Below are 23,792 nucleotides of genomic sequence, written 5' to 3'. Positions count from 1 at the left end.
GCCTAGCGACGGCGCCGCACCGCCGGCTGGTCGGGCCAGGTGAACGCGTAGTCCGGCTCGCCTCCCCGTACGACCCGTACGAAGCGCAGCAGTTCCCGCACGATGCCCGCGTTGCCCATCGCCCACCCGGCCTCCGGTTCGAGATCGCTCGGGTCGGCCCGGTGCTCGACGTTCGACCAGCGGGCGCCCTCGGCGTCGCGGGTGGCGTGGGCGGCGATGTCGGCGACGAGGACCTGGGCGAACCCGGGGGAGTCGCCCTGCTCGGCGATGCGGTCGCAGGCCAGCGCCAGGACGCCCGCGGTGCCGCAGCAGCGCCCGTTGTTGTCCCAGAAGCCGGGGCGCAGCCGGCGCGGCAGGCCGCAGTGCCGGACGGTGTGCCAGCAGCGGTCGGCGAGGGCCGGCCAGGGGGTGGGGTCGCCGGACAGGTCCCTCAGCAGCCGGAAGACCTGGGCGTCGCCGGTCGGGCCGTGGCACCAGCCGTAGTTGTGGCGTGCGGTCAGCTCGGAGCCGTGGTGCGGGTCGGAGTGGGCGACGAGGAAGCCGTCCGGCCCGTCCTCGGCACGGGACACGACGTCGGCGACACCGGCCAGCGCGAGCTCGACCAGGTCCTCGCGGCCGGTCGCGTGGCCGACCGCGGCCAGTCCGTACGCGATGCCCAGCGTGCCGTGCGACATGTGGTGCATGCTCGGGGAGGTGTCGGCCCGGTACGGCCACCGGACCCCGGCAGGAGTCGGCTCGGCCGTGCGGGCGTAGGGCTCCACCGCCTGGACGGCCAGCTCCCGCGCCCCGGCCAGCAGCGCCCCGAGGCCGATGCCCGCGTTGCCGCCCATCAGTTCGAACAGGTCGCCCCAGCGCGTCCCGTCGAAGCGTGAGCGCACCAGTTCCAGGGCCCGGTCCGCGGCTGCGCCGGCCGCGGTGTCGCCCAGTTCGTCGTGGACGGCACGCAGCACCAGGGCCATTCCGGTGCGGCCGAAGTAGAGCGAGTCGTCCGCCACGCTCTCGACGGACTCCGCCAGTCCGCGGGCGGCGCGCAGGGCGGTGTCCGCGTAGGAGTCGTCGCCGAAGTGCCGCCAGGCTTCCAGGAGGACCGGGACGACTCCGGCCGTGCCGTTGTAGAGCATGGGTTCGAGCTCGTCGGCGGAGGGCCTGACGGGCCAGCCGATGCCGCCGCCGTCCCCGGCTTCCCGCGCGACGGACAGCAGCCACCGCAGTCCGTCCGCCGCCAGTTCCTCAACTTCGTCCACTGCCATGCCGGTTGGCTCGGTTTCCGTCATGTGGCCCACTCTGGCACGGTCCTTCCGGGACGGGCTTGATCCGGCCGCCCCGCGCCCCGGCCGCCCGACGTCACACGCTCCGAAGCAACCGGTTCACAGCCCGCCCGAACACAAACCGCGCCACACGCTCGACAACTCCGTCCAGGCCCCCCGGCACGAACCGCACCGCCAGCTCCTCCCGCCACACCACCCGCGTACGCCCGCCCGGCCCGGGCCGTACCTCGATCTCGGCCCACCCCGTGATCGCCCGGCCCCGCTTCTCCAGCCTGCACAGGCCCGGCGAGTCGTCCCCGGGAGGCTGCCACACCGTCACCTCCATCGGGTCGGCGAAGGAGAGGGGGCCGATTCCGGAGCGGGCGACGACGAGTGTGCCCTCGTGGGTCGGTTCGGCGGGCGTGACCCTGATACGGGTCAGGGGGACGGCCCGGGCATGGCGCGGCCACTCCGTCAGGCGGCGCCATGCCTCGTCGAGGGGGAGTGGAACCGTGCGTTCGAGCAGGAAGTTGACCACGAGGCGATCTTAGGGAACCAGGGCCGTGCCCTAGCGGTACACCTTCCCCGCCTCGGCCCGCCCCGGCGCCAGCAGTTGAGGCACCGTCACGAACACGAATCCGCGCTTCTTCAGCGCGTCGATGATCCCGGGCACCGCGGGCACGGTCCCGTCGTAGAGGTCGTGCAGCAGGATGATCCCGTCCCGGTCCGCCTGTGCGAGGACGCGCCGGTGGATGAGGGCGGGGTCCTTGGTCAGGTAGTCCTTGGCGGTCACGCTCCACAGGACCTCCGCCATCCCCAGCTCGCGGCAGATCTCGTGCACCGTGTCGTTAGTGCGGCCCTGAGGCGGCCGCATCAGTGTCGGGCGCTGCCCGATGAGGCGCTCTATCTCCTTGTTGGGGCGCTCCAGTTCCTCGCGTATCTCCTCGGGCTCCAGCTCGGTGAGCCGGTCGTGGTTCCAGGTGTGGTTGGCGACCTCGTGGCCCTCGTCGGCCATCCGCTTCACCAGGTCCGGGTACTTGTCGATGTGTCCCTTGCCCATGAGGAAGAAGGTCGCCGGGACCTGTCTCTCCTTCAGGATGTCGAGCAGTCGTGCCGAGTGCTCGCTCGGTCCGGCGTCGAAGGTCAGCGCGATGCACTTGGCCTGGCGGCAGTCGACGGTGCCGAAGCGGGCCTGGGTGGTGGCCGAGGAGTCGGCGCGGGCGGCGCTGGGTGTGGTGGTGTCGAGGCGTACGCACCCCGTGAGCGCCCCCAGCAGGGAAGCGGCCGCCGCCGAGACGGCGACGGCACGCAACCCGGCCCCCGTTCTTTTCATCTTCTTGGTCAGAGAAGGCATGCCGCGACTATACATGGCGAGTATACACGGCATTTATACGCGGTATTTATAGTTGTTGAGCTGGGGTTTTACCTGCTCACTGGGCGTAGAACGTGGCGTCCCCCCGGTCCGTCGCCGTGCTCGGCGTCTGCACCTGAAGCAGGTAGTCGTAGTGCCGGATGTAGCGCCCGGCGAAGTTGTACGACTCGTACGAGAGCCCCGCCGAGTCGGCCAGCCCGGCCCGCTTGTAGAAGCTGGCGTCGGCCGCGAACTGCGCGGTGCCGTCGTTCTTCTCCAGCCACACCTCGAAGTTCTTGTGCCGCAGGTAGTAGCCCGGGAAGTTGGCCGACTCCAGGGAGACCGTGCCGCTGCCGGTCAGACCGGTGACCACGCGGAACTGCGAGTCCGCGAGCGGGGAGACGCCTGCCTCGATGCGGGCGCGGTACTCCCAGTGCCGGATGAAGCGGTCCGCGAAGTTGTACGACGAGAAGCGCTGCGGCGTGACGCCGTCGGCGACCGGGATGCCGAAGTCGGGGGTGCCGTCGGCCTTCCAGTACAGCTTCTGGACGCGGGTACGGCGGTTGGGGTCGTTGAGCGGGTCGCCGCTGATGTCCTTGTAGCTGCGGTCGTGGTAGACGAGGATGTCGGACTTGCCGTCCTCGGAGACGGTGAAGGAGTTGTGGCCCGGACCGTACTGGCCGGTCGAGGCGTTGCTGGTGAACACCGGCGTCGGACTCTTCGTCCAGTTCGCCGTGTTGAGCAGGTCGGCGCTCGCGGAGGCGGACAGCAGGCCCAGGCAGTAGTTGCTGTCGGTGGCGCTGGCGGAGTACGACATGAACACCTTGCCGCCGTGCTGGATCACCGCCGGCCCCTCGTTGACCTTGTAGCCGACGGTCTCCCAGGAGTAGGTGGGCCGCGACAGCATCACCGGAGTGCCGGTGATGGTCCAGGGGTTGGCCATCTTCGCCAGGTAGATGTCCGTGTTGTTGTTCACGGACGGGTCGCGCTGGGCCCAGGACAGGTAGCGCACGCCGTTCACCACGAAGGTGGTGGCGTCCAGGGAGAAGCTCTCCCACTGGGTCTTGATCTGCCCCTTCTCCGCCCAGGTCGCGGTCAGCGGGTTGGCGCCGGTGCCTTCGAGGACGTACATCCGGATCGCCCACACGTCGTTGGTGGCGCCGGCGGCGAAGTAGACGTACCACTTGCCGTCGATGAAGTGGATCTCCGGCGCCCAGATGTGCGCGCCCATCACACCGCTGGCGTGCTTGGTCCAGATGGTGACCTCCTGGGCCGTCGACAGGCCCTGGATGGTCGTCGCCCGGCGCAGCACGATGCGGTCGTACTCGGGGACGGTCGCGGTGAAGTAGTAGAAGCCGTCGGTGTGTTTGAAGATGTGCGGGTCGGCCCGCTTCTCCGCGATCGGGTTGGTGTAGGTCACGGCGGGGGAGGCCGGGACGGCGGCCTGGGCGGCGGGGGCGGGCCCGGCGAGGCAGGCAGCCAGGGCGACGAGGACGGCCATGAGCAGCCGTACGGCTATGCGTCTCAAGGGGGTTCTCCGGATCAGAGGGGGAGTGATCAGGTGGTGGGGACGAGCTTCCACTGCTGGCAGTTGTTGTTCAGCCACGTCCACTGCCGTACGTCGGCGCCGTTCGCGGTCGAGCAGTCGGCCACGTCGGCGACCTTGCCGGTGGACTCGTTGACGATCCGCACGTGGTCGCCGCCCGCGGTGAAGACGAGCCGGTAGCGCTGGCACTTGTTGTTGAGCCAGGACCACTGCCGGATGTCGGCGCCGTCGCTGGCGGAGCACTCGGCGGTGTCCATCACCTTGCCGGTGGCGACGTTGACCAGCCGGTTGGTGTCGTCCCCGAGGTCCTCGACCTTCCACTTCTGGTTGGCGCCGCCGGTGCAGCTCCACTGGAAGATGTTGGTGCCGTCGGCGGTGTTCCCGCCGTTCACGTCGAGGCACTTGCCGCTGTTGCGGTTGACGAGGGTGTACGAGGTCGGCGTCGCGGCCGTCTCGCCGGACGGGCCGGGGAGCGTGGCGCCGAGGGCGACGGGCGTGCCGAAGTCCGGGGTGCCGTCGGCGTTCCAGGTGAACTTCTGGGCGCGGGTGGTCCGCCCGTTGCCGCAGCCGCCGTTCGACGCGGAGTTGGCGTGGTAGACGATCCAGTTCTCGGTGCCGTCGGGCGAGGTGAAGAAGCCGTTGTGGCCGGGGCCGTAGACGCTGTTGGCGTCACTGCGCTGGAAGACCGGGGTCTGCTTCTTCGTCCAGGACGCCGGGTTGAGCGGGTCGGAGCCGGTCAGCTCCAGCTGGCCGAGTTTGTAGTCGGCGGTCTGGCAGGAGCTCGCGGAGTACGTCAGGAAGGTGCGGCCGTTGTGGTAGAGCGGCTCGGGGCCTTCATTGACCGGGTTGCCGGAGCGCTCCCAGGCCAGGGTCGGACTGGAGATGACGGTGAAGGTGTTGCCGGCCAGGGTGTACGGGTTGCTCAGCGGCGCGATGACCAGGCTCTGCGTGCTGCCGTTGATGAACCCGCTGCCCACCAGGTACAGCTTGTTGTTCGCCTGCAGCACACTCGCGTCGATCAGCCAGCCGCCCGGCGTGAGATTGGAGCCGGTGAGCGAACCCTTGTAGGTGTACGGCCCCATCGGATCCGTGCCGGCGCTCTCCAGTACATGCGTGCGCTGGGAGTCGCAGCAGGCGACGCCCGCCTGGCCGGCCGAGTAGTACACGTACCAGTGGCCGTTGAAGAGGTGCATCTCCGGCGCCCAGATGTTGGTGTTGCGCGTCGACGTGGTGTCCGAATACACCTGCACGTTGGGCGCGGTGGCGAGGCCCGCGAGGGTCGGCGACTTGCGGATGCCGAGGATGCCGGTGAACGTCGTGGTGATCAGGTAGTAGTTGCCGTCGTGGTACTGGAGCCAGGGGTCGGCGCCCTTGAACGACTTCAGCGGGTTCGTGTACGGACGGCCGTCCGCCGCGGACGCCGGCTGGGTGGTCGCCACCAGAGCCAGGAGCGCGGCGAGCACACAGAGGATCAGTGATCTGCGGCGCTTCCTGGGGAGCATGTAAGACATCCGGGGCATACGAGACCGTCCCTGTCCGTAAGTGTCCGTGATTTCGAACGGAGTTCGTGATTCCGATCGTGATGTGGATCAGAAAGATAAAAGTGGGCCATGTTCCCGTCAACGGTTTCGTCACACGGGATTCACGAACCCACAGAATCCGAAGCAGGCGAGGTCTTCGAGGGCCGCGTCGACGCGACCGCTGTCACAGCTCGCCCGGCCCCGTCGCCGCGTCCTGCGCCAGCGGCTGTTCCGTCCAGATCACCTTGCCGGTCGTCGTGTACCGCGTGCCCCAGCGCTCGGCGAACTGGGACACCAGGAACAGGCCCCGGCCGCCCTCGTCCGTCGTGGCCGCGCTGCGCAGGTGCGGGGCGGTACTGCTGCCGTCGGAGACCTCACAGATCAGGGCGCGGTCGCGGATGAGGCGGACCCGGATGGGGCCGGTGGCGTGGCGCAGCGCGTTGGTGACCAGCTCGCTGAGGATCAGCTCGGTCGTGAACGCCTCCTCCTCCAGCCCCCAGGCGTCCAGCGTCCGGGCGGCGGCGGCGCGGACCCGGGCCACGGCGGCCGGGTCGTCCGGGAAGTCCCAGGTCGCCGCGCGGTCGGCGGCCAGCATCCAGGTCCGGGCGACGACGAGGGCGACGTCGTCGCGCGGCCGCTCCGGCAGCATGGCCTCCAGGACCGCCTTGCACGTCTCCTCCGGCGTCCGGCCGTGCGTCGGGGGCGCGGCGGCCAGCGCCCCGCGCAGCAGTTCCAGCCCCTCGTCGATGTCCCGCCCCTGGTCCTCGACCAGCCCGTCCGTGTACAGGACCAGCCCGCTGCCCTCGGACAGCCGCAGCTCGGTCGCCTCGAACGGCAGGCTGCCGCCCAGGCCCAGCGGCGGTCCGCCGGTGACGGAGGGGAACTCGACCTCGCCGTCGGGGTGGACCACGGCCGGTTCGAGGTGGCCGGCGCGGGCGAGGGTGCACAGCCCGGAGGACGGGTCGTACACCGCGTAGAGGCAGGTGGCCCCGGTGACCGGCGCGGACTCGCCGTCGGCGTCGCCCTCGTCCTGGTCGATGCGGGCCACCAGCTCGTCCAGATGGCCGAGGAGTTCGTCGGGCGGGAGGTCCAGGGTGGAGAAGTTGTGCACCGCCGTACGCAGCCGCCCCATCGTCGCCGCCGCGTGCAGTCCGTGTCCTACGACGTCCCCCACGACCAGCGCCACCCGCGCGCCCGGCAGCGGGATGACGTCGAACCAGTCCCCGCCGACCCCGCCCTGCGCCGCCTGTGCGGGCAGATAGCGGTAGGCGACGTCCAGGCCGCTCTGCTCGGGCAGGGCCCGGGGCAGCAGGCTGCGCTGGAGCGTGACCGACAGGGTGTGCTCGCGGGTGTAGCGGCGGGCGTTGTCGATGCTGACGGCGGCCCGCGCGACCAGCTCCTCCGCGAGGGAGATGTCCTCCTGCTCGAACGGCTCGGGCCGTTCGGCCCGCCAGAACGTGGCCATGCCCATGATCACGCCACGAGCGCGCAGCGGAACGGTGAGCATCGCGTGGATGCCGAACCCCACGATCCTGCGGGCGTTCTCCGGGTCCTGGTCCTGCCAGCCCGAGAAGGCGGGCATGTCCGCCTCCAGCACCGACTTGCCCGTGCCGAAGCCGAAGGCCTGCGGCGTGGCCGGGGCGAAGTGGATCAGCTCGCCGATCGGATAGAGCGGACTGCCCTCCCGTACGCCCCGGAAGGCGACCCGGCGCATGTCCGTGCGGCCCTCCTTCGGCTCCTCGCCGCGCAGCACCGGATCCGCCAGATCGACGGAGACGAAGTCGGCGAACCGCGGCACCGCGAAGTCGGCCAGCTCCTGCGAGGTGCGGGTGACATCGAGGGTGGTGCCGATCTCCAGCCCCGCGTCGTACAGCAGCTTCAGCCGCTCCTGCGCCACGTCCGCCCTGCCCGACATGGTCCGCAGCTCGGTGGTGTCCCGCAGCGTCGCCACACTGCCGGGCGGCCCGCCGTCCCGGTCGGTCGACCGCTGGCTCACGGCCAGCAGGCGGCCCTGCGCCAGGTGCACCTCGTCGGTGGCGTCCCGCCCGGAGGCGAACAGCCCGGCGAGGTCGCTGCCGATGCCCAGGGCGAGACAGGGCCGCCCCTCCGCGTCCGCGGCCAGCCCGAGCAGCCGACGCGCCTCGTCGTTCGCCAGCGCCAGCCGCCCCTGGCCGTCCAGGATCAGCACGCCCTCCCGTACGGCGTGCAGGACGGCGTCGTGGTGTTCGTACATCCGGGTCATCTCGGAGGGCCCGAGCCCATGTGTCTGGCGCAGCAGCCGCCGGCTGACCAGCGCGGTCCCGCCGGTGGCGAGGGCGAGCGCCGCCGCCGCCGAACCGAGCAGCATCGGCAGCTGGTCGTCGACGAGCCCGCCGACGCTGGCCAGCGTCACGCCGGCGGCCACCAGGCCCAGGACCCGGCCGTCGCCGTCCTTCACGGGGACGACGGCCCGCACGGACGGCCCCAGCGTCCCGGTGTACGTCTCGCGCACGATCCCGCCGGCCGCGGCCGGGGCGATGGTGCCGACGAAGTGCTGGCCGATCCGGTCGGGGTTGGGGTGCGTGTAGCGGATCCCGTCGGTGCTCATCACGACGATGAAGTCCACGTCGGTCGCCTCGCGCGCCGCCTCGGCACGAGGCTGGAGCAGCACGGTCGGGTCGGACTGCGCGAGGGCGTCCACGACGCCGGGGGCGTTCGCGAAGGACTCGGCCACGGCGAGGGACCGGTTGCGGGCCTCCCGCTCGGTGTCGGTGCGCACCTGGAGCACCAGGGCCACCACAGCGGCGACGACGAGAAGCACGACGATCGCCGCCTGCAGCACGAAGACCTGCCGGGCGACGGTACGCGCGCTCACCAGCGACCGCAGGCGGCCGGGGACTGCGGCCATGCCTCATTTCTAACACCGTTCGGCGGGCCGGGCACGGCTGTTGTCCGGGGAGGGGTGGCCTCAGGCCCGGGGCGGCAGCGGGTGGTCGGCCGGCGGGCGGCCCAGCGCGTGGAAGAAGCCGGTCGCCAGGACGAGGCCCTCGCGGGCGATCGACGCGAGGAGGTGTTCGTCGGGCGCGTGCTGGAGGCAGCCGGGGTAGGAGTGCGGCAGCCACAGGGTGGGCAGGCCGAGTATGTCCGTGAAGACCGCGTTGGGCAGCGAGCCGCCGATGTTGGGCAGCACGGCGACCGGCCGCCCCGCGACCCGCTCCAGCGTCGTACGGGCCCAGCGGGCCCAAGGGTCGTCGAGGGGCGTACGGCTCGCGGCGAAGCTGCCCAGCAGGCGGACGTCGACCATCGGGTACCCGTGCTCGGAGAGGTGCTCGGCGACCGCCTCCGCGGCCCTGCCGACCTCCGTGCCGACGACGTACCGCAGCTGTAGCACCGCACGCGCCCGCCCCGGGATGGCGTTGACGGGGTGGTCGACATCGCCCGCGCCCAGGCTGAGGACTTCCAGGGTGTTCCAGGCGTAGAGCCGCTCGGCGGCGGACAGGCCGGGCTCGCCCCAGCCCTCGTCCGGCGCCGGGTCCCCGGGGCTGCCCGCGACGCCGACGCCGGTGAGCGCCTCGCGGACGGCGTCCGGGACGGCGGGCGGCAGCAACGCCGGCACGCGGATCCGGCCGTGACCGTCGACCAGGGTGGCGATCGCACCGGCGAGCGTGGTGGCGGGGTTGCGCAGGACGCCGCCCCAGTTGCCGGAGTGGTACGAGTCCGGGCGCAGATCGGCGTCGAGGAGGAGCTGGACGCCGCCGCGCGCCCCGAGGAACAGCGTCGGCGTCTCCGCGTCCAGACGGGGCCCGTCCGAGGCCACCAGGACGTCGGCCCGCAGCTCCGCGCGGTGCGCGGCCGCGAACCCGGCGAGGCCGGGCGAGCCGATCTCCTCGCCCGACTCGAAGAGGAACTTCAGGTTGAAGCCCAGCGCGCCCTGCTCGGCCAGCAGCAGCCGCAGCGCCGCGAGATCGACCAGGTGCTGCCCCTTGTTGTCGGCGGCGCCGCGCCCGTACCAGCGCTCTCCCTCCGCGGTGAGCGTCCAGGGATCACGCCCCGCGCTCCACCGGCCCGCCTGGCCCTCCACGACATCGGCGTGGCCGTAGCACAGCACGGTCGGCAGTTCCGGTGACTCGATCCGGGTGCCCAGCAGGAAGGGACCACCTGTGGAACCCGCGCTCTCGTACCGGGTGACCCGGCAGCCGAGCCCCGTCAGCGCGGGCGCGAGCACCTCCTCCAGATATGCGTCCAGGGCAACGCGTCCCTCCGGGCGGGCACTCTCCGTCGCGTACGCGACCATCGAGGCGAGCTCGGCGAAGAAGCCGCCCGAGTCGACGAACTCCTCGGCTTTTCGGATCAGTTGCTCGGGAACCACGGACCGGCCTTCCAGGGATGACGGCTTCGCCTCAGCAGCGTAGGCCGGATCCCGGCGTGCGACCATTGCCGTTTGTGACGGGCCACGTTCCCTTTTCGGCAACGCGATCTCAAGCTGGAGAGACGATGCAGCTGCTGCCGGTGAACCTCGCGTACTTCCTGGAGGTCGCCCGCGCCGGATCGGTGACCGAGGCCGCCCGGGTGCTGGGTGTCGCCCCGTCGGCGGTCAGCCGGCAGGTCGCCAAGCTGGAGTCGGGGCTCGGGGTGGCGCTGTTCGACCGCCGGCCGCGCGGCATGACCCTGACCGACGCCGGGGCACGGCTGCTGGCCCACGCCCGCCGGACCGAGGCCGAGTCGGTCACGCTGGTCGACGAGCTGAGGGCGGGGCAGGGCGCCGAGGAGCGCGGTGTCGCCGTCGCCTGCGCGGAGGGGTTCGCGCACCGTCTGGTGCCCCGCGCGATCGCCGCCTTCCGGCGCGAGCACCCCGAGGTGTCGTTCCGCCTCGACGTCGTCCCCCGCCAGGAGGCGACGCGTCGGGTGGTCGAGGGGATCGCCGACGTGGCCGTCACCTACGCGATGGGCCCGCAGCACGACGTCCGCGTGGAGTGCGCCGTCGTGGTGCCGGTGTCCGCCGTGGTCCCGCTCGGCCACGAGCTGGCCACCCGTGACCGGGTCGGCCTCGCGGAACTCTGCGCCCACCCGCTGGCGCTGGCCTCACCGGGCACCAGCCAACGCGAGCTCTTCGACATCGGCGTGCAGTTGGAAGGACTCACCGTCCACCCCGCGCTGGTCTGCGACGCGCTCGCCCCGCAGTACGAGTTCGTACGCGCCGGAGGCGGTCTCGCCCTGGTCGGGCACCTGGTCGGAGATCCGGACGACCAGCTCCCGGACCCCGCAGCCGAGGGCGTCACGCACATACGCGTCGACCACCCGGTCTTCCGGCAGCGCGAGGCCCAGGTACAGACCGCCGCGGGACGACGCCTCCCCTGGGCGGCCACCCGCTTCACGGAGTCACTCGTGGCGACGCTCCGGTCGGGGCGGTCGTCGCGCCTACGGTGAGCACGACTCGACGCGGTCGGTGTCGGAGGTCGTCCGGGGGGCGGTTGTCGCGGTTGTGTGGGGTATCCGGAGCAGCAGGAGTGCCGCGTCGTCGTGCAGTCGGCCGCCCACGTGGGACAGCAGTTCGTCGTGGAGCGCGCTGACGGTGCGCACCGGCTCGTCGCACGTGTGCCGTGCCAGCCCGTCGGCGAGCGGATAGAACTCACGGGCGTGGTCGCGGGCCTCGGTGACGCCGTCGGTGTAGAGCAGCAACTGGTCCCCGTCGGAGAAGGGCAGCACCTGCAGCGCGGGAGTCTCGCCCGAGAGGGTGCGCAGACCGAGGGGCGGTGCCGGGCGGTCCGGTTCGACCGGTACGACGACGGAGTCGCGCACCAGCAGCGGCGGCGCGTGCCCGCAGTTGACGACCTCCAGCTGCCCTTCCCGGGGATACCCGGCGACCACGGCGGTCACGAAGTCGTCGCTGCCCAGGTTGCGCGCCAGGCTCCGCTCGATCCGGGCGACGACGGCCAGGAGGTCGGGTTCGTCGTAGGCGGCCTCACGGAAGACACCCAGCACCAGAGCCGCGGTCCCCACCGCGGGCAGCCCCTTGCCCCGCACATCGCCGACGATCAGCCGGACCCCGTAGGGCGTGGACACGAGCGCGTAGAGGTCGCCGCCGATCCGGGCCTCCGCCGCGGCGGCGCTGTAGCGGACGGCCACCTGGAACGGCCCCACCGTCGCCGGTACCGGCTGGAGCAGCGCGTGCTGGGCGGCCTCGGCGACGGAACGGACCGCGGCGAGCACCCGCTCGCGCCGCCCCCGCAACGCGCTGGCCAGGCTCCCGGCCAGGGTGACGGCCAGCAGGGCGGCCAGTACGACCGCCAGCTCCCGGTCCCCGGCGTTGTCGCGGACGCCGAGGATCGCGCCCAGGACGGCGGCGAGCAGGCCGACCCACAGGACGCCGCGCGGCCCGTTGGTGGTCGCGGCGAGCGCGGGACCCACGGCGAGCAGCGGCAGCCAGGTCATTCCCGACCCACAGATGAGATCGACGAGCACGATGGCGGCGACGATGAGGATGGGCAGTACGGGCATCGTGGCGACCAGTCGCCTCGGCCAGTGATCACGACCGTGGTACAGGACCTGGCTCATGTCTTGTCGGCTGTCCTCACCTGTGAGCGGGGGGCATACGCCCGGGAAAATGTCCGATTTATATAAGAAAACCGGCTCGGCCCCGGACACGACAAGGACACGGATTTCAGATAGTGAGCGACAGCCCCCTGGTCACGCGGCTCGCGGTCGGGAGCAGGCGCGCCCTGACCTCTTCCAGGCGGGCGCGCGTCTCCTCGATCCGGGACCGCCGGTCGGCCCGCAGCGAGACGCCGAGCGAGCCGAGTGTGCTGCCGCTGTAGACGGGCACCGCCACACAGACCGTGCCGAGGGCGTACTCCTCCATGTCCGTGACCGCAGGGGCCAGGGGCGAGGAGTCGAGCCGCCGGATCAGCTCCGGACGGTCGGTGATCGTCCTGGGGGTGAGGTCGGGCAGCGAGTGTCGCGACAGGTAGTCCATGCGTGACTCCTCGTCCAGCTCGCGCAGGACGGACTTGCCCAGCGCCGTGGCGTGCCCGGCGTCCTCGAACCCCACCCACAGGTCGACCCGGGGCGCGCGCGGGCCGTCGACGATCTCCGCGACCCGGATCTCCCCCTCCTCGTAGAAGGTGAGGTAGGCGGCGGACGACAACTCGTCCCGCAGCGCGGCGAGCGTGGGGCGGATCCGGCTGAGCAGCGACTGCGCCTGTCCCGACGTGTGCAGCGTCTCCAGGCGGTCGCCCAGGATGAACCCGCCGTCGTCGAGCTTGCGCACGTATCCGTCGTGGACCAGCGTCCGCAGCAGGTGGTACGTCGTGGCCAGGGGCAGGCCCGTCTCACGCGCCAGTTGCTTGGCCGGCGCACCGTTCTGGTGCGCGCTCATCGCCTCCAGCAGACGGAACGCGCGCTGGACGGACCCGATGAGCGTAGGGCCGTTCTCAGCACCCATAGGAACAGGGTGCGCCGGGCGCGCCGAGCGGGCAAGGCGGGCTCGCCCGGCGGGACGCGACGGCTCGGCATGAGGGACGGCGTCAGCGACGGCACCGGTGACACCGCGGACTTGCACCTACCGCACCCGTGCGACGAGAAGCGCGACGTCGTCGTGGTCGTCGGGATGGCGCAGGCCGTAAAGGAGGAGGTCACAGGTCTCCTCCAGCGGTCTGCGGGGCTCGTCCAGGAAGCCCAGGAGAACGTCCAGGCGGTCGTCGATCGAGTGGTGCCGGGTCTCGACGAGGCCGTCGGTGTAGAGGACCAGCAGATCGCCGGGCCCGAGGTCGACGGTCGTGGTCCGGAAGGGGATGCCCCCGACACCGAGCGGGGCACCGGCGGGCAGGTCCAGCAGTTCCGGCGGGCGGCCGGGGCGGGCCAGGGCGGGCGGCATGTGTCCGGCATTGGCGATGTGGCACCGCTGGGTGCGCGGGTCGTACACCGCGTACAGGCAGGTGACGATGTAGTGCTCCAGATCGCAGGTGATCTTGTCCAGGTGCTGGAGCACGGTGCCGGGGTCGAGGTTGAGGTCGGCGTAGGCGCAGGTCGCGGTGCGCAGCCGGCCCATCGTGGCGGCGGCGTCGATGCCGTTGCCCATGACGTCGCCGACGACCAGGGCGGTCTCGTCGTCGTCCAGCGGGATGACGTCGTACCAGTCGCCGCCGACCTCGCTGGTGGCCTGGGCGGGCTGGTAGCGGGAGGCGAGTTCCAGACCGGTGTGGTGCGGCGGGTGGTCGGGCAGCAGGCTGCGCTGGAGGGTGAGCGCGGTGTTGCGCACGCTCTGGAACCAGCGGGCGTTGTCGATGGCCACGGCCGCCCGGCTGGCCAGCTCACTGGCCAGGACGACGTCGTCGTCGTCGAACGGCACCGGATTGCGGGTCCGCTTCAGGTCGAGGGCGCCGAGCACCTCGCCGTGCGCGATCAACGGCACCGCGAGATAGGAGTGGACGCCCGCACGCGCCAGCAGCGAGGTGGCCTTGTCGTCCCGCGCGATGCGCGGCAGATCCCCCTCGCCGACATGGCGCACCAGCACCGGCCGCGCCGTGTGGACGCACAGGGTGACCAGCCGGTCGCCGTCGTACGCGGCGAGGTCACCCGGCGGGTCGGCGGCGCGCAGGGCCACACTCGGGTAGGCCGCCTTGAGGGCGAGGGCCCGGAACAGCTCCGGACCGTTGTCCGGTTTGCGCATACGGCGGCAGGCCAGCGCGGAGTCCAGGACGTCCACGGCGACCACGTCGGCCAGCTCGGGCGTGGCGACCTCCGCCAGTTCGTGGGCGGTCCGCTCCACCTCCAGCGTGGTGCCGACCCGGGTGGAGGCGTCCGCGATCAGGGCCAGGCGCCGCCGGGCCCGGTCGGCCTCGGCGGACGCGCGGTGCCGTTCGGTGACGTCGACGAACGAGATGGCCGCGCCCAGGACCCGCCCGCCGGGATCCTCCAGCCGGTAGAACGACAGCGACCAGGCGTGCTCGTTGTCGGGGTCGGCCGGCGGGCGGCCCACGTGGTACTGGTCGAGCAGCGGGGTGCCGGTGGTGAGCACCTGGCGCAGGGCGGACTCGATGGTGTCGATGTCGGGCAGCGGCAGGGTCTCCCGCAGCCGGCGTCCGACATGGTCCTCGGCCGGGGTGGCGTCGATCCGCTCCAGCGCCGGGTTGACCAGCAGATACCGCAGCTCCGGGTCGAGCAGGGCGAAGCCGATCGGGGACTGGTTGATCAGCCGCTCGCACAGCGCCAGATCGGTCTCGACGCGCTGGAGCAGGGTGTGGTCGGCCGCGATGCCCAGGGCGTAGACGTCACCGAGATCGTCCAGCAGCCGCATGTTGCGGAACTCCGTCAGCCGGGTGCTGCCGTCCTTGTGCCGCACGGGGAAGGTGCCGGCCCAGCTCCGGCCGGTCTCCAGCACCTCCGTGAACAGCTGCACCACGGACGGCAGCTGGCCGGGGCTGATGAACAGCCGCGCCGCGTGCGTGCCGAGCGCCTCCTCGGCGGTGTAGCCGAAGAGCTCCTCGGCCTGCGGGGTCCAGAACACCACACGCCCGCCGGCGTCGACGACCACCGCCGCCACGCTCAGCACATCGAGCAGGCCGGTCGGGCGGGGCGGCTGCGGGTCGTACCCGCCCGCGTCGGACCCGAAGGATCCAGCTGTCATCCCGGCTCCTCCTCCACCGGCCGGCAGAACCGGCACCTCCATGCTCCCTCCGCCCGCACCGGCTTGCCCAGTGACGGTGACGGACGGGACCGGCGGCCTTCGGCCCGTGCGCATCGGGCGCACAAGCAGGAACATGGTCGTGTGGAGGACGGGACCCATGGACGCTGCGTGAGGACCCATGGATGCTGAGCGAGAACGACCGGAGGCGCCCACGTCCACCGGACCGAGCGCGCTCTTCGACGCGTCCACCGACGCGGCGGCGGTGGTGTCCGCACGCGGTGTCGTCCTCGGCTGGACGCGGGCCGCGGAGGAACTCCTCGGCCGTCCGGCGGCGGAGACCGTCGGAACCTCCGCGGCGGACCTGCTGGCGATGCCCGGTGATCCGGTCCGGGTGGCCGGTGTCGCCGAGCGCTGCCGGGCCGGCATGGGATGGAGCGGACTGATTCCCGTACGGCACCGTGACGGCCACCCGATCGACGTCGACCTGCGGGTCTCCGCGTCCTTCCGCATCGGCACGGACGAGTGCTTCCTGATCTCGGCACGGGAACGGCGCCTGCAGTGGGCGGTGGGCCAGTCCGTGCTCGACAGCTTTCTGACCCGTTCACCGGTCGGCATGGCCGTGATGGACACCCAGCTGCGATACGTCTGGCTCAACGACACCCTGGAACGCTTCGGCGGCGTCCCCCGAGAGCAGCGCATCGGCCGTCGGCTCAGCGAACTGCTGCCCGGGCTCCAGGCGGAAACCATCGAGGGCCTGATGCGCAAGGTCATGGAGACCGGCCTCCCGGTCACCGACTACGAGTACGAGGGATGGAGCTGGGCCGACCCGCACCGCCGGCACGCCTACTCCACGTCGTTCTTCCCCCTCGTCGACCCCGACAACTCGATCACCGGGGTCTGCTACATGGTCCTGGACGTCACCGAGCGGTGGACCGCCCGCCAGCTGTTGTCGATGGTCAGCGAGGCCGGCACGCGTATCGGGACGACGCTGGACGTGCTGTGGACGGCGCAGGAGCTCGCCGACTTCGCCGTCCCCCGCTTCGCGGACTTCGTCGTCGTGGACCTGCTGGAGCCGGTGCTCAGCAACGAGGGACACGGGGCGTGGCTGACCGACGCGGGCCCGGCACCCGCCAAGCCGGTGATGCACAGGGCCGGGATGAGTTCGGTGCGCGAGGGCTGCCCGGAGGCGGTGGCGCGGGTCGGGGAGCGGGTGGACTTCGTCCCTCCGCCGCACGGTTCGCATCTCCTCATCGACGGCGGGCCGATCCTCATCCCGGTCCTCGACCCGTCCGACGAGCTGTGGGCCACCGAACAGCCCGCGCGGGCGGCGAGCATGCGCGAGTTCGGACTGCACTCCCTGATCTCGGCGCCGATGCGGGCCCGGAACACCGTCCTGGGCCTGACCACGTTCATCCGGTCGCTCAACCCCGTCTCGTTCCAGCCCGACGACGTCCTGGTCGCCCAGGAGCTGGTGGCCCGAGCGGCGCTGTGTGTCGACAACGCCCGCCGCTACACCCGGGAACACACGGCGGCGGTCACCCTTCAGCGCAGCCTGCTGCCCCAGGCCCTCACCGGCGGTACGGCACTGGAGGTGGCCTCCTCCTACCTCCCCGCGGACCCGACCGGCGGCGTCGGCGGCGACTGGTTCGACGTGATCCCGCTGTCCGGGGCCCGGGTGGGCCTGGTGGTCGGTGACGTCGTCGGCCACGGCATCACCGCGGCGGCGACCATGGGCCGGCTGCGCACCGCCGTACAGACCCTCGCCGACATGGAGATGCCGCCCGACGAACTGCTGGCCCACCTCGACGACCTGGTGCTGCGGCTCAGCGCGGAGCAGACGGGCGAGGAGCCGACCGAGGCGGCCCGCCAGGGTACGACCGGATTCCTGGGGGCGACCTGCCTCTACGCCGTCTACGACCCCATCACCAGGCGCTGCACGATGGCCCGGGCCGGCCACCCGCCCCCGGTCGTCGTCGCGCCCGACGGGCGGGTCTCCTTCCCCGAACCCCCCGCCGGGCCGCCGCTCGGACTGGGCGGGATGGGGTTCGAGGCCTCCGAGATCGAGCTGGCCGAGAACAGCCTTTTCGGTCTCTACACCGACGGTCTCGTCGGGGCGGCCGACCACGACATGGAGCAGGGCATGACCCTGCTCGGCGACCTGCTGTCCAGGCGTGACCTCGACCTCGACCTGCTGTGCTCGTCCGCGGTACGGCAGCTCGTGCCCGCGCCGCAGCCCGACGACATCGCCCTCCTCCTGGCGCGCACCCACGCCCTGGGGGCCGAGGACGTCGTCTCGTGGGAGGTGCCCGTGGACCCGGCCGCCGTCGCCGACCTCCGGGCCCGGGCGACCCGCCAAGTGGCGTCCTGGGGCTTCGGCGAACTCGCCATGACGACCGAGCTGATCGTGAGCGAGCTGGTCACCAACGCGATCCGCTACGCCGAACCCCCCATCCGCCTGCGCCTGATCCGCGACTCCCGCCTGACCTGCGAGGTCGCCGACGCCAGCAGCACCGCCCCCCGACTGCGCCACGCCCGCAGCATGGACGAGGGCGGCCGCGGCCTGTTCCTGGTGGCCCAGCTCGCCCACCGCTGGGGCGCCCGCCACACGGCCGTCGGCAAGATCATCTGGGCCGAACAGGAAACACCGTGAAGCCCCGGCTCCTCCGGCGTGTGCCGAGCGCGTTCCGGCAGGTCAGTGCTCGGCCGCCCCGGAGCTCTGGCGCACGCCGACCGCCGCCGGCGTGAAGAACGGGGGATACCACCCGCCCCGCCCGCGCGCAGCCGCCCGGCCGGTGTGCCCGCGGTACGGGCTCCACCGCCGGCACCCCGGACGGTTGGTCTGGTCGGCAGCCGCTCGCGGCCCAGCCGGTCCACGATCGCTCCGGCGAACGGGGACAGCAGCGCTGGCGACAGCGCCAGAACGGTCAGCGCCGGCGCGACGAGCACCTCGGCCCCCGGCGTCGAGGCGATGTGGTGCTGTGTCTTCGGCGACACCGGGGCGATCAGCACGGTGCCCAGGACGGGCAGGCGGCTGCCCGCCGTCGCAGGGTCACGCGCAACACGGGCCGGGCCCGGGCATGGCGATTCCGGGCCACTCCAGGGGACGGGGCGGGGGAGCGGGCATGCCTGTCACGGGAGCCGAGGGAGGCGCACGGCAGGCTGCCGGTGGCCGCACGGCAGGGACTGGTCCGGACGCGGCGTGCCGTATCCGGCTCATCCACACCGTGGGAGGGGCCGCTCCCGGCGTACCGGACTAGCTCACTGCGAGGTGGCCACGACCGCGAGGCCGAAGCCGACGAGTGCGACGCCTGTGGTCCGTCCGAGCGCGCGGTGGACCCCTGGTTTCCGGAGAACAGGGCCGGCCCTGGACAGGAGCAGCACGTAACCGCCCAGCCAGACGAGGGTGAGGGCGGTGTGCAGGAGGACGAGGAGCGTCATGGCCCAGCCGGTGGACAGGTGGGGCGGGGCCAGGGTGGGAAGCAGTCCGGTGTAGCAGACGGCGATCTTCGGATTGAGGACGTTGCTGATCAGACCGGTCCGCCAGGGGCTGCCTACGGCGGGCCGACCAGGTTCGGGGGCCGGGGCCGGGGCCGGGGCTTGAGCTTGGGCTGGGGAGGCGTTCGTGTCGGCGGCCGTCGGCGGGGCATGGCGGTTCTGCCACAGCGCCTGTGCCCCCAGGAACACCAGATAGCCGGCGCCCAGGAGCTTGACGGCCGGATAGACCATGGGCGAGGCGGCCAGTACGGCCGCGAGTCCGGCCGCGGTCAACGCGCCCCAGACCAGCAGCCCGGACGCGATCCCGCCCACGGTCCGCAGCGCGTCCCCCGGCCCGGCCATGAGGGCACGGCGGGTCACCACCGCCATGTCCGGCCCCGGCATGACGGTCAACAGGCCGAGGACACCGAGGGCGGCGGCGAGGTGGGTCAGCATGTGGGGGACCGCAGGTCGGCGGCCGGGTTGGCGGCCGTGCCCTCGGTGCTCAACAGCACGACGACCGACGTCGCCTCGACCCCCAACGCCGTACGGCGTTCCGCGGCGCCCGCGCCGGTCAGCATCGCACGCGAACCGGCGAGCGCCGCGGCCCCGCAGGGGCCCGAGGAGACGCCGAGGGCGGCGAGGTGAGCGGCCGCGCGGGCGCTGTCGGCGTCGGCGACGGCGACCGCCGCGTCCAGCCCGCCGTGCAGGTGGGGCCAGGCGACGGATGACGGGGTGCCGCAGTTCAGCCCGGCCATGATGGTGTCGGCGGTGGGGACACTGACGAGCCTGCCCAGGGTGAGGCTTTCGAGGACGCAGGCCGCGGCCTCCGGCTCCACCGACAGCAGCGCCGGCGCCCGACCCGACGGGCGGCTGCGGTAGTGGGTGACGACGGCCTGGGCCAGGGACCCCACGCCGACCGGTACGGCGACGAGGCCCGGCCCCTCGACGACCCCGGCGGCCGCCAGTTGCTCGTCGATCTCGGCGCAGAGCGTGGAGTACCCCTCGACGATCCACCCCGGGATCCGCTCGTACCCCGGCCACCCGGTGTCCTGGATCAGAAGGGCGTCCGGTGCCGCAGCCGCCCGAGCCGCCTGGCGCACGGCTTCGTCGTACGCCCCCGGGACCTCGGTGACCTCGGCCCGTTCGGCGGCGATGGCCGCCACGGCCTGCGGATGCACGCCCTGCGGGACGAAGACATGGGCGCGCTGCCCGAGCAGACGAGCCATGCGGGCCACCGCCCGCCCGTGGTTGCCGTCGGTGGCGGTCACCAAGGTGACCGGGTCGGCGTCCGGCCCTTCGTCGATCCCCGCCCGTTCGGCAAGGGCACGGTGGACGGCCCAGGATGCCCCGAGCGCCTTGAACGCGGGCAACCCCAGACGGCACGACTCGTCCTTGACGAAGGCTCGCCCGATCCCCAACTCCTCTGCCAGTGAAGGCAGTTCGGTCAGCGGGGTGGGTGAGTGGCCGGGCAGCGCGGTGTGAAAGTCCCGTACGTCGGCGGGTGCGGGTTCGCACCGCCAGGTACGGGCGGCGGGACGCACGACGCAGGGCAGAGGACGCACGGGACGCGGGGAGGAGTGGTTGTCGGACACATGATCAGGGTCCGACGACCCTCTGCGATCGGTCCAGCGAATGTTTTCGAACTATAGTCATCGGAATACCTGATGATTCGCGGGCCGGCAGCCGACTGATCGGGTAGCCCGGCGGCTGTCGGTCACCGTCCGACGCGGGTGAGGGGAGCGGTCCGTCGATGTTCGACCTTCACCGGCTGCGCCTGCTGCGTGAACTCAAGCACCGCGGCACGCTCGCGGCCGTCGCCGCCGCGTTGTCCTACGCCCCGTCGTCCGTCTCCCAGCAGCTCTCCCAGCTCGAAGCCGAGGTCGGGGTCCGGCTGCTCGAACCGGTAGGGCGGCGGGTGCGACTGACCGAGCAGGCGGAGATCCTCGTCGCCCATACCGAGGCCGTTCTGGAACGCCTGGAGCGGGCGGAGGCGGACATCGCCGCGTCCCTGGCCGATCTGACCGGCACATTGCGTATCGCGTCGTTCCAGACCGCGGCCCTGGCCCTGGTGCCGACGGCACTCGGCCTGTTGCGCGACCGGCATCCGCATCTGCGCGTCCACGTCACACAGCTGGAACCGGAGGCGGCCCTGCCCGCCCTGCAAGCCCGGGACTTCGACCTGGTTCTCGCCGAGGAGTACCCCGGCAACCCCAACCCACGGCCCGCCGGACTCGAACAGGAAGACCTCCTCGACGACCCCCTGCACCTGGCACTGCCGGAACGCGCCACCCCTCCCGACGCGGACGGCCCGATGGCGGCTCTGCGCTCGCTGGCGGGCCACCCCTGGGTGATGGAACCCGAGGGCACGGCCGCCCGGCACTGGGCCATGACCCTGTGCCGCGACGCCGGCTTCGAACCCGACGTACGGTTCGAGACCACGGATCTGCTGCTCCACCTCCGCCTCGTCGAGCAGAGCCACGCCGCGGCGTTCCTCCCCGACCTCGTCTGGAACGGACGCCCCCCGTCCGTCCCCCTGCGACAACTCCCTCGCGGTCGGCGCGCCCGCCGCGTCTTCACCGTCGTACGCAGTGGCCGCGACCGACACCCCGCCGTCCTGGCGTGCCGGGACGCACTCCGCCGAGCGATCACGCTCCACCAGGCCGTGGCGTCCCTGGATCCCTTGGTCGCGCTCGCCCCGGACGACCGTGTGCCGGGCCCGGATGTCCGGGCCCGGCCTTCATCGACGTACGACATCCCCTAACGGGCTGGGATCAGCCCCAGCTCGCCGTCGTCACCACCCGTGCTGCCCCTTCTCGTGGGACGAGTGCTTGGGCTTGCTCGGGTGCTTGGGGTGGTCCGGCTTATCGGGGTACGCCGGCTTGACGGGGTGGACGGGCTTGTCCGGGTAGGCGGGCTTGACGGGGTGGACGGGCTTTTCGGGGTACATCGGCTTGACGGGGTGGACGGGCTTGTCCGGGTAGGCGGGCTTGACCGGGTGGACGGGCTTGACCGGGTGGGCCGGCTTTTCGGGGTATGCGGGCTTGACGGGCTTGACCGGGTAGGCGGGCTTCTCCGGGTATGCGGGCTTGACGGGCTTGACGGGGTAGGCGGGCTTCTCCGGGTACGCGGGCTTGACCGGTTTGACGGGGTAGGCGGGCTTCTCCGGATACGCGGGCTTGACCGGGTAGGCAGGCTTCTCCGGGTACGCAGGCTTAACCGGCTTGACGGGATACGCCGGCTTCTCCGGGTATGCGGGCTTGACGGGCTTGACCGGGTAGGCGGGCTTCTCCGGGTACGCGGGCTTGACCGGCTTGACGGGGTAGGCAGGCTTCTCCGGGTACGCAGGCTTGACGGGCTTGACCGGGTAGGCGGGCTTCTCCGGGTACGCAGGCTTGACCGGCTTCGTGGGGTATTCGGGCTTGACGGGCTTGACGGGGTAGGCAGGCTTCTCCGGATACGCCGGCTTGACGGGTTTCGTCGGATACTCGGGCTTGACCGGCTTGACGGGGTACGCCGGCTTCTCCGGGTAGGCGGGCTTGACCGGCTTGACCGGGTGCTCAGGCTTTACGGGGTAGTCAGGCCTGACAGGCTTGACCGGGTATTCGGGCTTGACGGGCTTGACGGGGTACTCGGGCTTGACCGGGTGGACCGGGTGCTCGGGCTTGACCGGGTGGGCCGGATACGCCGGCTTGGCCCCGTGCGCCGGATGGGCGGGCTTGGCCGGGTACGGCGGGTGTGGGGTGTCGTCCTGGGCATGGGCGGTGCCCGTGCTCGCCAGGGCGGCTGCGGCGAGCGCGGCAGCCATGGCGGCTGGCGCCAGAACTGATCGCCATCTAGGCGATGTCGTCATTGTTTCCACTCTCCTCGACTTGGTTCAGGGCCTCGTGACGGGGGGTCAGCACCAAGAGCCGGACAGTGAAATGAATAGGAAATCGGCTGATATGAATAACGCTGCGGCGGACATAAGCCACCGGATGGTGTAGCGCAGGAGGCCAGTTGGCCCGAGCGGGGGTGAGGCGGAGCTGGGGCGACGGGCGGAGCCCCCGGTCCCCGCACCCCGCGTCAGGCCGCGGGCCGCACGAGCCCCGACTCGTACGCGAAGGTCACCGCCTGGACCCGGGCGCGGGCGCCGATCTTGCCGAGGATGTTGCTGACGTGCGTCTTGACGGTGGTCGGCGCGATGGACAGCCGCTCGGCGATCTCGGCGTTGGACCAGCCGGAGGCGACCGCGGTGAGGACGTCGCGCTCCCGCTCGGTGAGGGCGTCGAGGTCGGACGTACGGGAGAGGAGGCGACTGGTGTGCTGTCGGCGGACGGCGTCGATGAGCGCGCGGGTCAGGTCCGGGGTGATGACGGCGTCTCCGGCGGCGACGACACGGACGGTCGAGGCGAGTTCGTCGGGGGCGGCGTCTTCGAGCAGGAATCCGTCCGCGCCGGCGTGCAGGGCGGCGTAGGCGTGTCCCTCGTGGCCGGCCGGGGTGAGTACCAGGACGCGGGGTGTGTGCGGGGTCGCGTCCGCCGGTTGGAGAAGCCGGGGTCCGCGGTGCGGGTGCGCGAGGCGCCGGACGGTGGCGATGTCGACCACCTCGGAAGGGTGACTGCCCATCAGGACGACGTCGGGACGAAGTGCTGCGCTCATCCGAACCGCCTCGGCCCCGCTCGCCGCTTCCCCGACCACGCTCAGATCGGGCTCGGGGTCCAGGAGCATGCGCAGGGCGAGGCGCTGGAGTGACTGGTCGTTGACCACGAGTACGGAGACCATGGCTGACTTCTCTCTGACGGAGGTCCGGGCGGCCGTCTGTCGAGCGGAACGAAACGGTTTCGTTCACGAAGTTACCGTAGCTCTTGTAAAGCCGAGGTAGGCAAACGGGCCAGGACCTCGCCCTGACCCGCCCGGCGTCGTCCGCCATGGTCACGACCTGGGAGCGGTCGCGCGCCCCGCTCCTGGCCAGGGCCCCTCCGGGGGGCTTCCGCACCGATGGACTCGGTGAGGACGAACCGCTCGGTGGTCGCCGAGTCGTCCAGCCCCGGGCGATGGCGACCAGGAC

Annotated in this window: 17 protein-coding genes; 3 read left to right on the top strand and 14 right to left on the bottom strand. The window is 71.9% G+C overall.

Annotated elements, in window-relative coordinates:
* Positions 1–2: 2 nt before the first annotated feature.
* From ACFU95_RS46210 to ACFU95_RS46180, 7 genes are all read right to left on the bottom strand, one after another.
* Complete coding sequence (locus tag ACFU95_RS46210; protein WP_383842250.1) at positions 3–1,274, bottom strand: lanthionine synthetase LanC family protein; 1,272 nt, start codon at positions 1,272–1,274, stop codon at positions 3–5.
* 70 nt (positions 1,275–1,344) lie between these two features.
* Positions 1,345–1,785 carry an SRPBCC family protein gene (locus ACFU95_RS46205; RefSeq protein ID WP_383842247.1) on the bottom strand — a complete coding sequence of 147 codons (441 nt, stop codon included), beginning with the start codon at positions 1,783–1,785 and terminating at the stop codon, positions 1,345–1,347.
* 30 nt (positions 1,786–1,815) lie between these two features.
* The gene (locus ACFU95_RS46200; RefSeq protein WP_383842244.1) at positions 1,816–2,601 is read right to left on the bottom strand and encodes a polysaccharide deacetylase family protein; all 786 of its coding nucleotides are present in this window, start codon (positions 2,599–2,601) and stop codon (positions 1,816–1,818) included.
* A 76-nt stretch (positions 2,602–2,677) separates the two neighbouring features.
* The gene (locus ACFU95_RS46195) at positions 2,678–4,099 is read right to left on the bottom strand and encodes a family 43 glycosylhydrolase (protein WP_383842276.1); all 1,422 of its coding nucleotides are present in this window, start codon (positions 4,097–4,099) and stop codon (positions 2,678–2,680) included.
* 56 nt (positions 4,100–4,155) lie between these two features.
* A complete protein-coding gene (locus ACFU95_RS46190) occupies positions 4,156–5,655 on the bottom strand; it encodes a family 43 glycosylhydrolase (RefSeq protein WP_383842273.1) in 1,500 nt (499 codons plus the stop codon).
* A 193-nt stretch (positions 5,656–5,848) separates the two neighbouring features.
* Positions 5,849–8,551 (bottom strand): SpoIIE family protein phosphatase, encoded by a 2,703-nt coding sequence (locus tag ACFU95_RS46185; protein ID WP_383842241.1) that lies wholly within the window; start codon positions 8,549–8,551, stop codon positions 5,849–5,851.
* Positions 8,552–8,611: 60 nt separating this feature from the next.
* Positions 8,612–10,012, bottom strand: a complete 1,401-nt coding sequence (locus tag ACFU95_RS46180) for a M20 family metallopeptidase (protein WP_383842238.1) — start codon at positions 10,010–10,012, stop codon at positions 8,612–8,614.
* 125 nt (positions 10,013–10,137) lie between these two features.
* On the opposite strand from ACFU95_RS46180, the gene ACFU95_RS46175 reads away from it, so the two are divergent.
* Positions 10,138–11,070, top strand: coding sequence for a LysR family transcriptional regulator (locus tag ACFU95_RS46175; RefSeq protein ID WP_383842235.1), 933 nt, complete (start codon positions 10,138–10,140; stop codon positions 11,068–11,070).
* Here ACFU95_RS46175 and ACFU95_RS46170 read toward each other — a convergent pair.
* The 3 genes from ACFU95_RS46170 to ACFU95_RS46160 all read right to left on the bottom strand — a co-directional run bounded on the left by ACFU95_RS46170 (position 11,062) and on the right by ACFU95_RS46160 (position 15,268).
* Positions 11,062–12,198, bottom strand: coding sequence for a PP2C family protein-serine/threonine phosphatase (locus ACFU95_RS46170; RefSeq protein WP_383842232.1), 1,137 nt, complete (start codon positions 12,196–12,198; stop codon positions 11,062–11,064). The genes ACFU95_RS46175 and ACFU95_RS46170 overlap by 9 nt on opposite strands.
* A 106-nt stretch (positions 12,199–12,304) precedes the next feature.
* A complete protein-coding gene (locus tag ACFU95_RS46165; protein WP_383842229.1) occupies positions 12,305–13,084 on the bottom strand; it encodes an IclR family transcriptional regulator in 780 nt (259 codons plus the stop codon).
* A gap of 117 nt (positions 13,085–13,201) precedes the next feature.
* A complete protein-coding gene (locus ACFU95_RS46160; RefSeq protein ID WP_383842226.1) occupies positions 13,202–15,268 on the bottom strand; it encodes a SpoIIE family protein phosphatase in 2,067 nt (688 codons plus the stop codon).
* A 178-nt stretch (positions 15,269–15,446) separates the two neighbouring features.
* On the opposite strand from ACFU95_RS46160, the gene ACFU95_RS46155 reads away from it, so the two are divergent.
* The gene (locus tag ACFU95_RS46155) at positions 15,447–17,918 is read left to right on the top strand and encodes a SpoIIE family protein phosphatase (RefSeq protein ID WP_383842223.1); all 2,472 of its coding nucleotides are present in this window, start codon (positions 15,447–15,449) and stop codon (positions 17,916–17,918) included.
* 608 nt (positions 17,919–18,526) lie between these two features.
* Here ACFU95_RS46155 and ACFU95_RS46150 read toward each other — a convergent pair.
* Together ACFU95_RS46150 and ACFU95_RS46145 are read right to left on the bottom strand one after the other, a co-directional pair.
* Positions 18,527–19,198, bottom strand: a complete 672-nt coding sequence (locus tag ACFU95_RS46150) for a LysE family translocator (protein WP_383842220.1) — start codon at positions 19,196–19,198, stop codon at positions 18,527–18,529.
* The gene (locus ACFU95_RS46145) at positions 19,192–20,337 is read right to left on the bottom strand and encodes a diaminopropionate ammonia-lyase (RefSeq protein ID WP_383842217.1); all 1,146 of its coding nucleotides are present in this window, start codon (positions 20,335–20,337) and stop codon (positions 19,192–19,194) included. Before ACFU95_RS46145 ends, ACFU95_RS46150 begins: the two co-directional genes overlap by 7 nt.
* Positions 20,338–20,495: 158 nt before the next feature.
* Here ACFU95_RS46145 and ACFU95_RS46140 point away from each other — a divergent pair, with 158 nt between their 5' ends.
* A complete protein-coding gene (locus ACFU95_RS46140; RefSeq protein ID WP_383842214.1) occupies positions 20,496–21,506 on the top strand; it encodes a LysR substrate-binding domain-containing protein in 1,011 nt (336 codons plus the stop codon).
* A gap of 30 nt (positions 21,507–21,536) precedes the next feature.
* Here the strand turns inward: ACFU95_RS46140 and ACFU95_RS46135 are convergent, their stop codons facing one another.
* Complete coding sequence (locus ACFU95_RS46135; protein ID WP_383842211.1) at positions 21,537–22,550, bottom strand: hypothetical protein; 1,014 nt, start codon at positions 22,548–22,550, stop codon at positions 21,537–21,539.
* Between the two features lie 257 nt (positions 22,551–22,807).
* Positions 22,808–23,506, bottom strand: coding sequence for a LuxR C-terminal-related transcriptional regulator (locus tag ACFU95_RS46130; protein WP_383842208.1), 699 nt, complete (start codon positions 23,504–23,506; stop codon positions 22,808–22,810).
* Between the last annotated feature and the right edge of the window lie 286 nt (positions 23,507–23,792).

Origin of the sequence: Streptomyces sp. NPDC057623 (assembly GCF_042800355.1) — a bacterium.
GTDB lineage: Bacteria > Actinomycetota > Actinomycetes > Streptomycetales > Streptomycetaceae > Streptomyces.
This window is presented reverse-complemented; position numbering and strand designations above follow the sequence as displayed.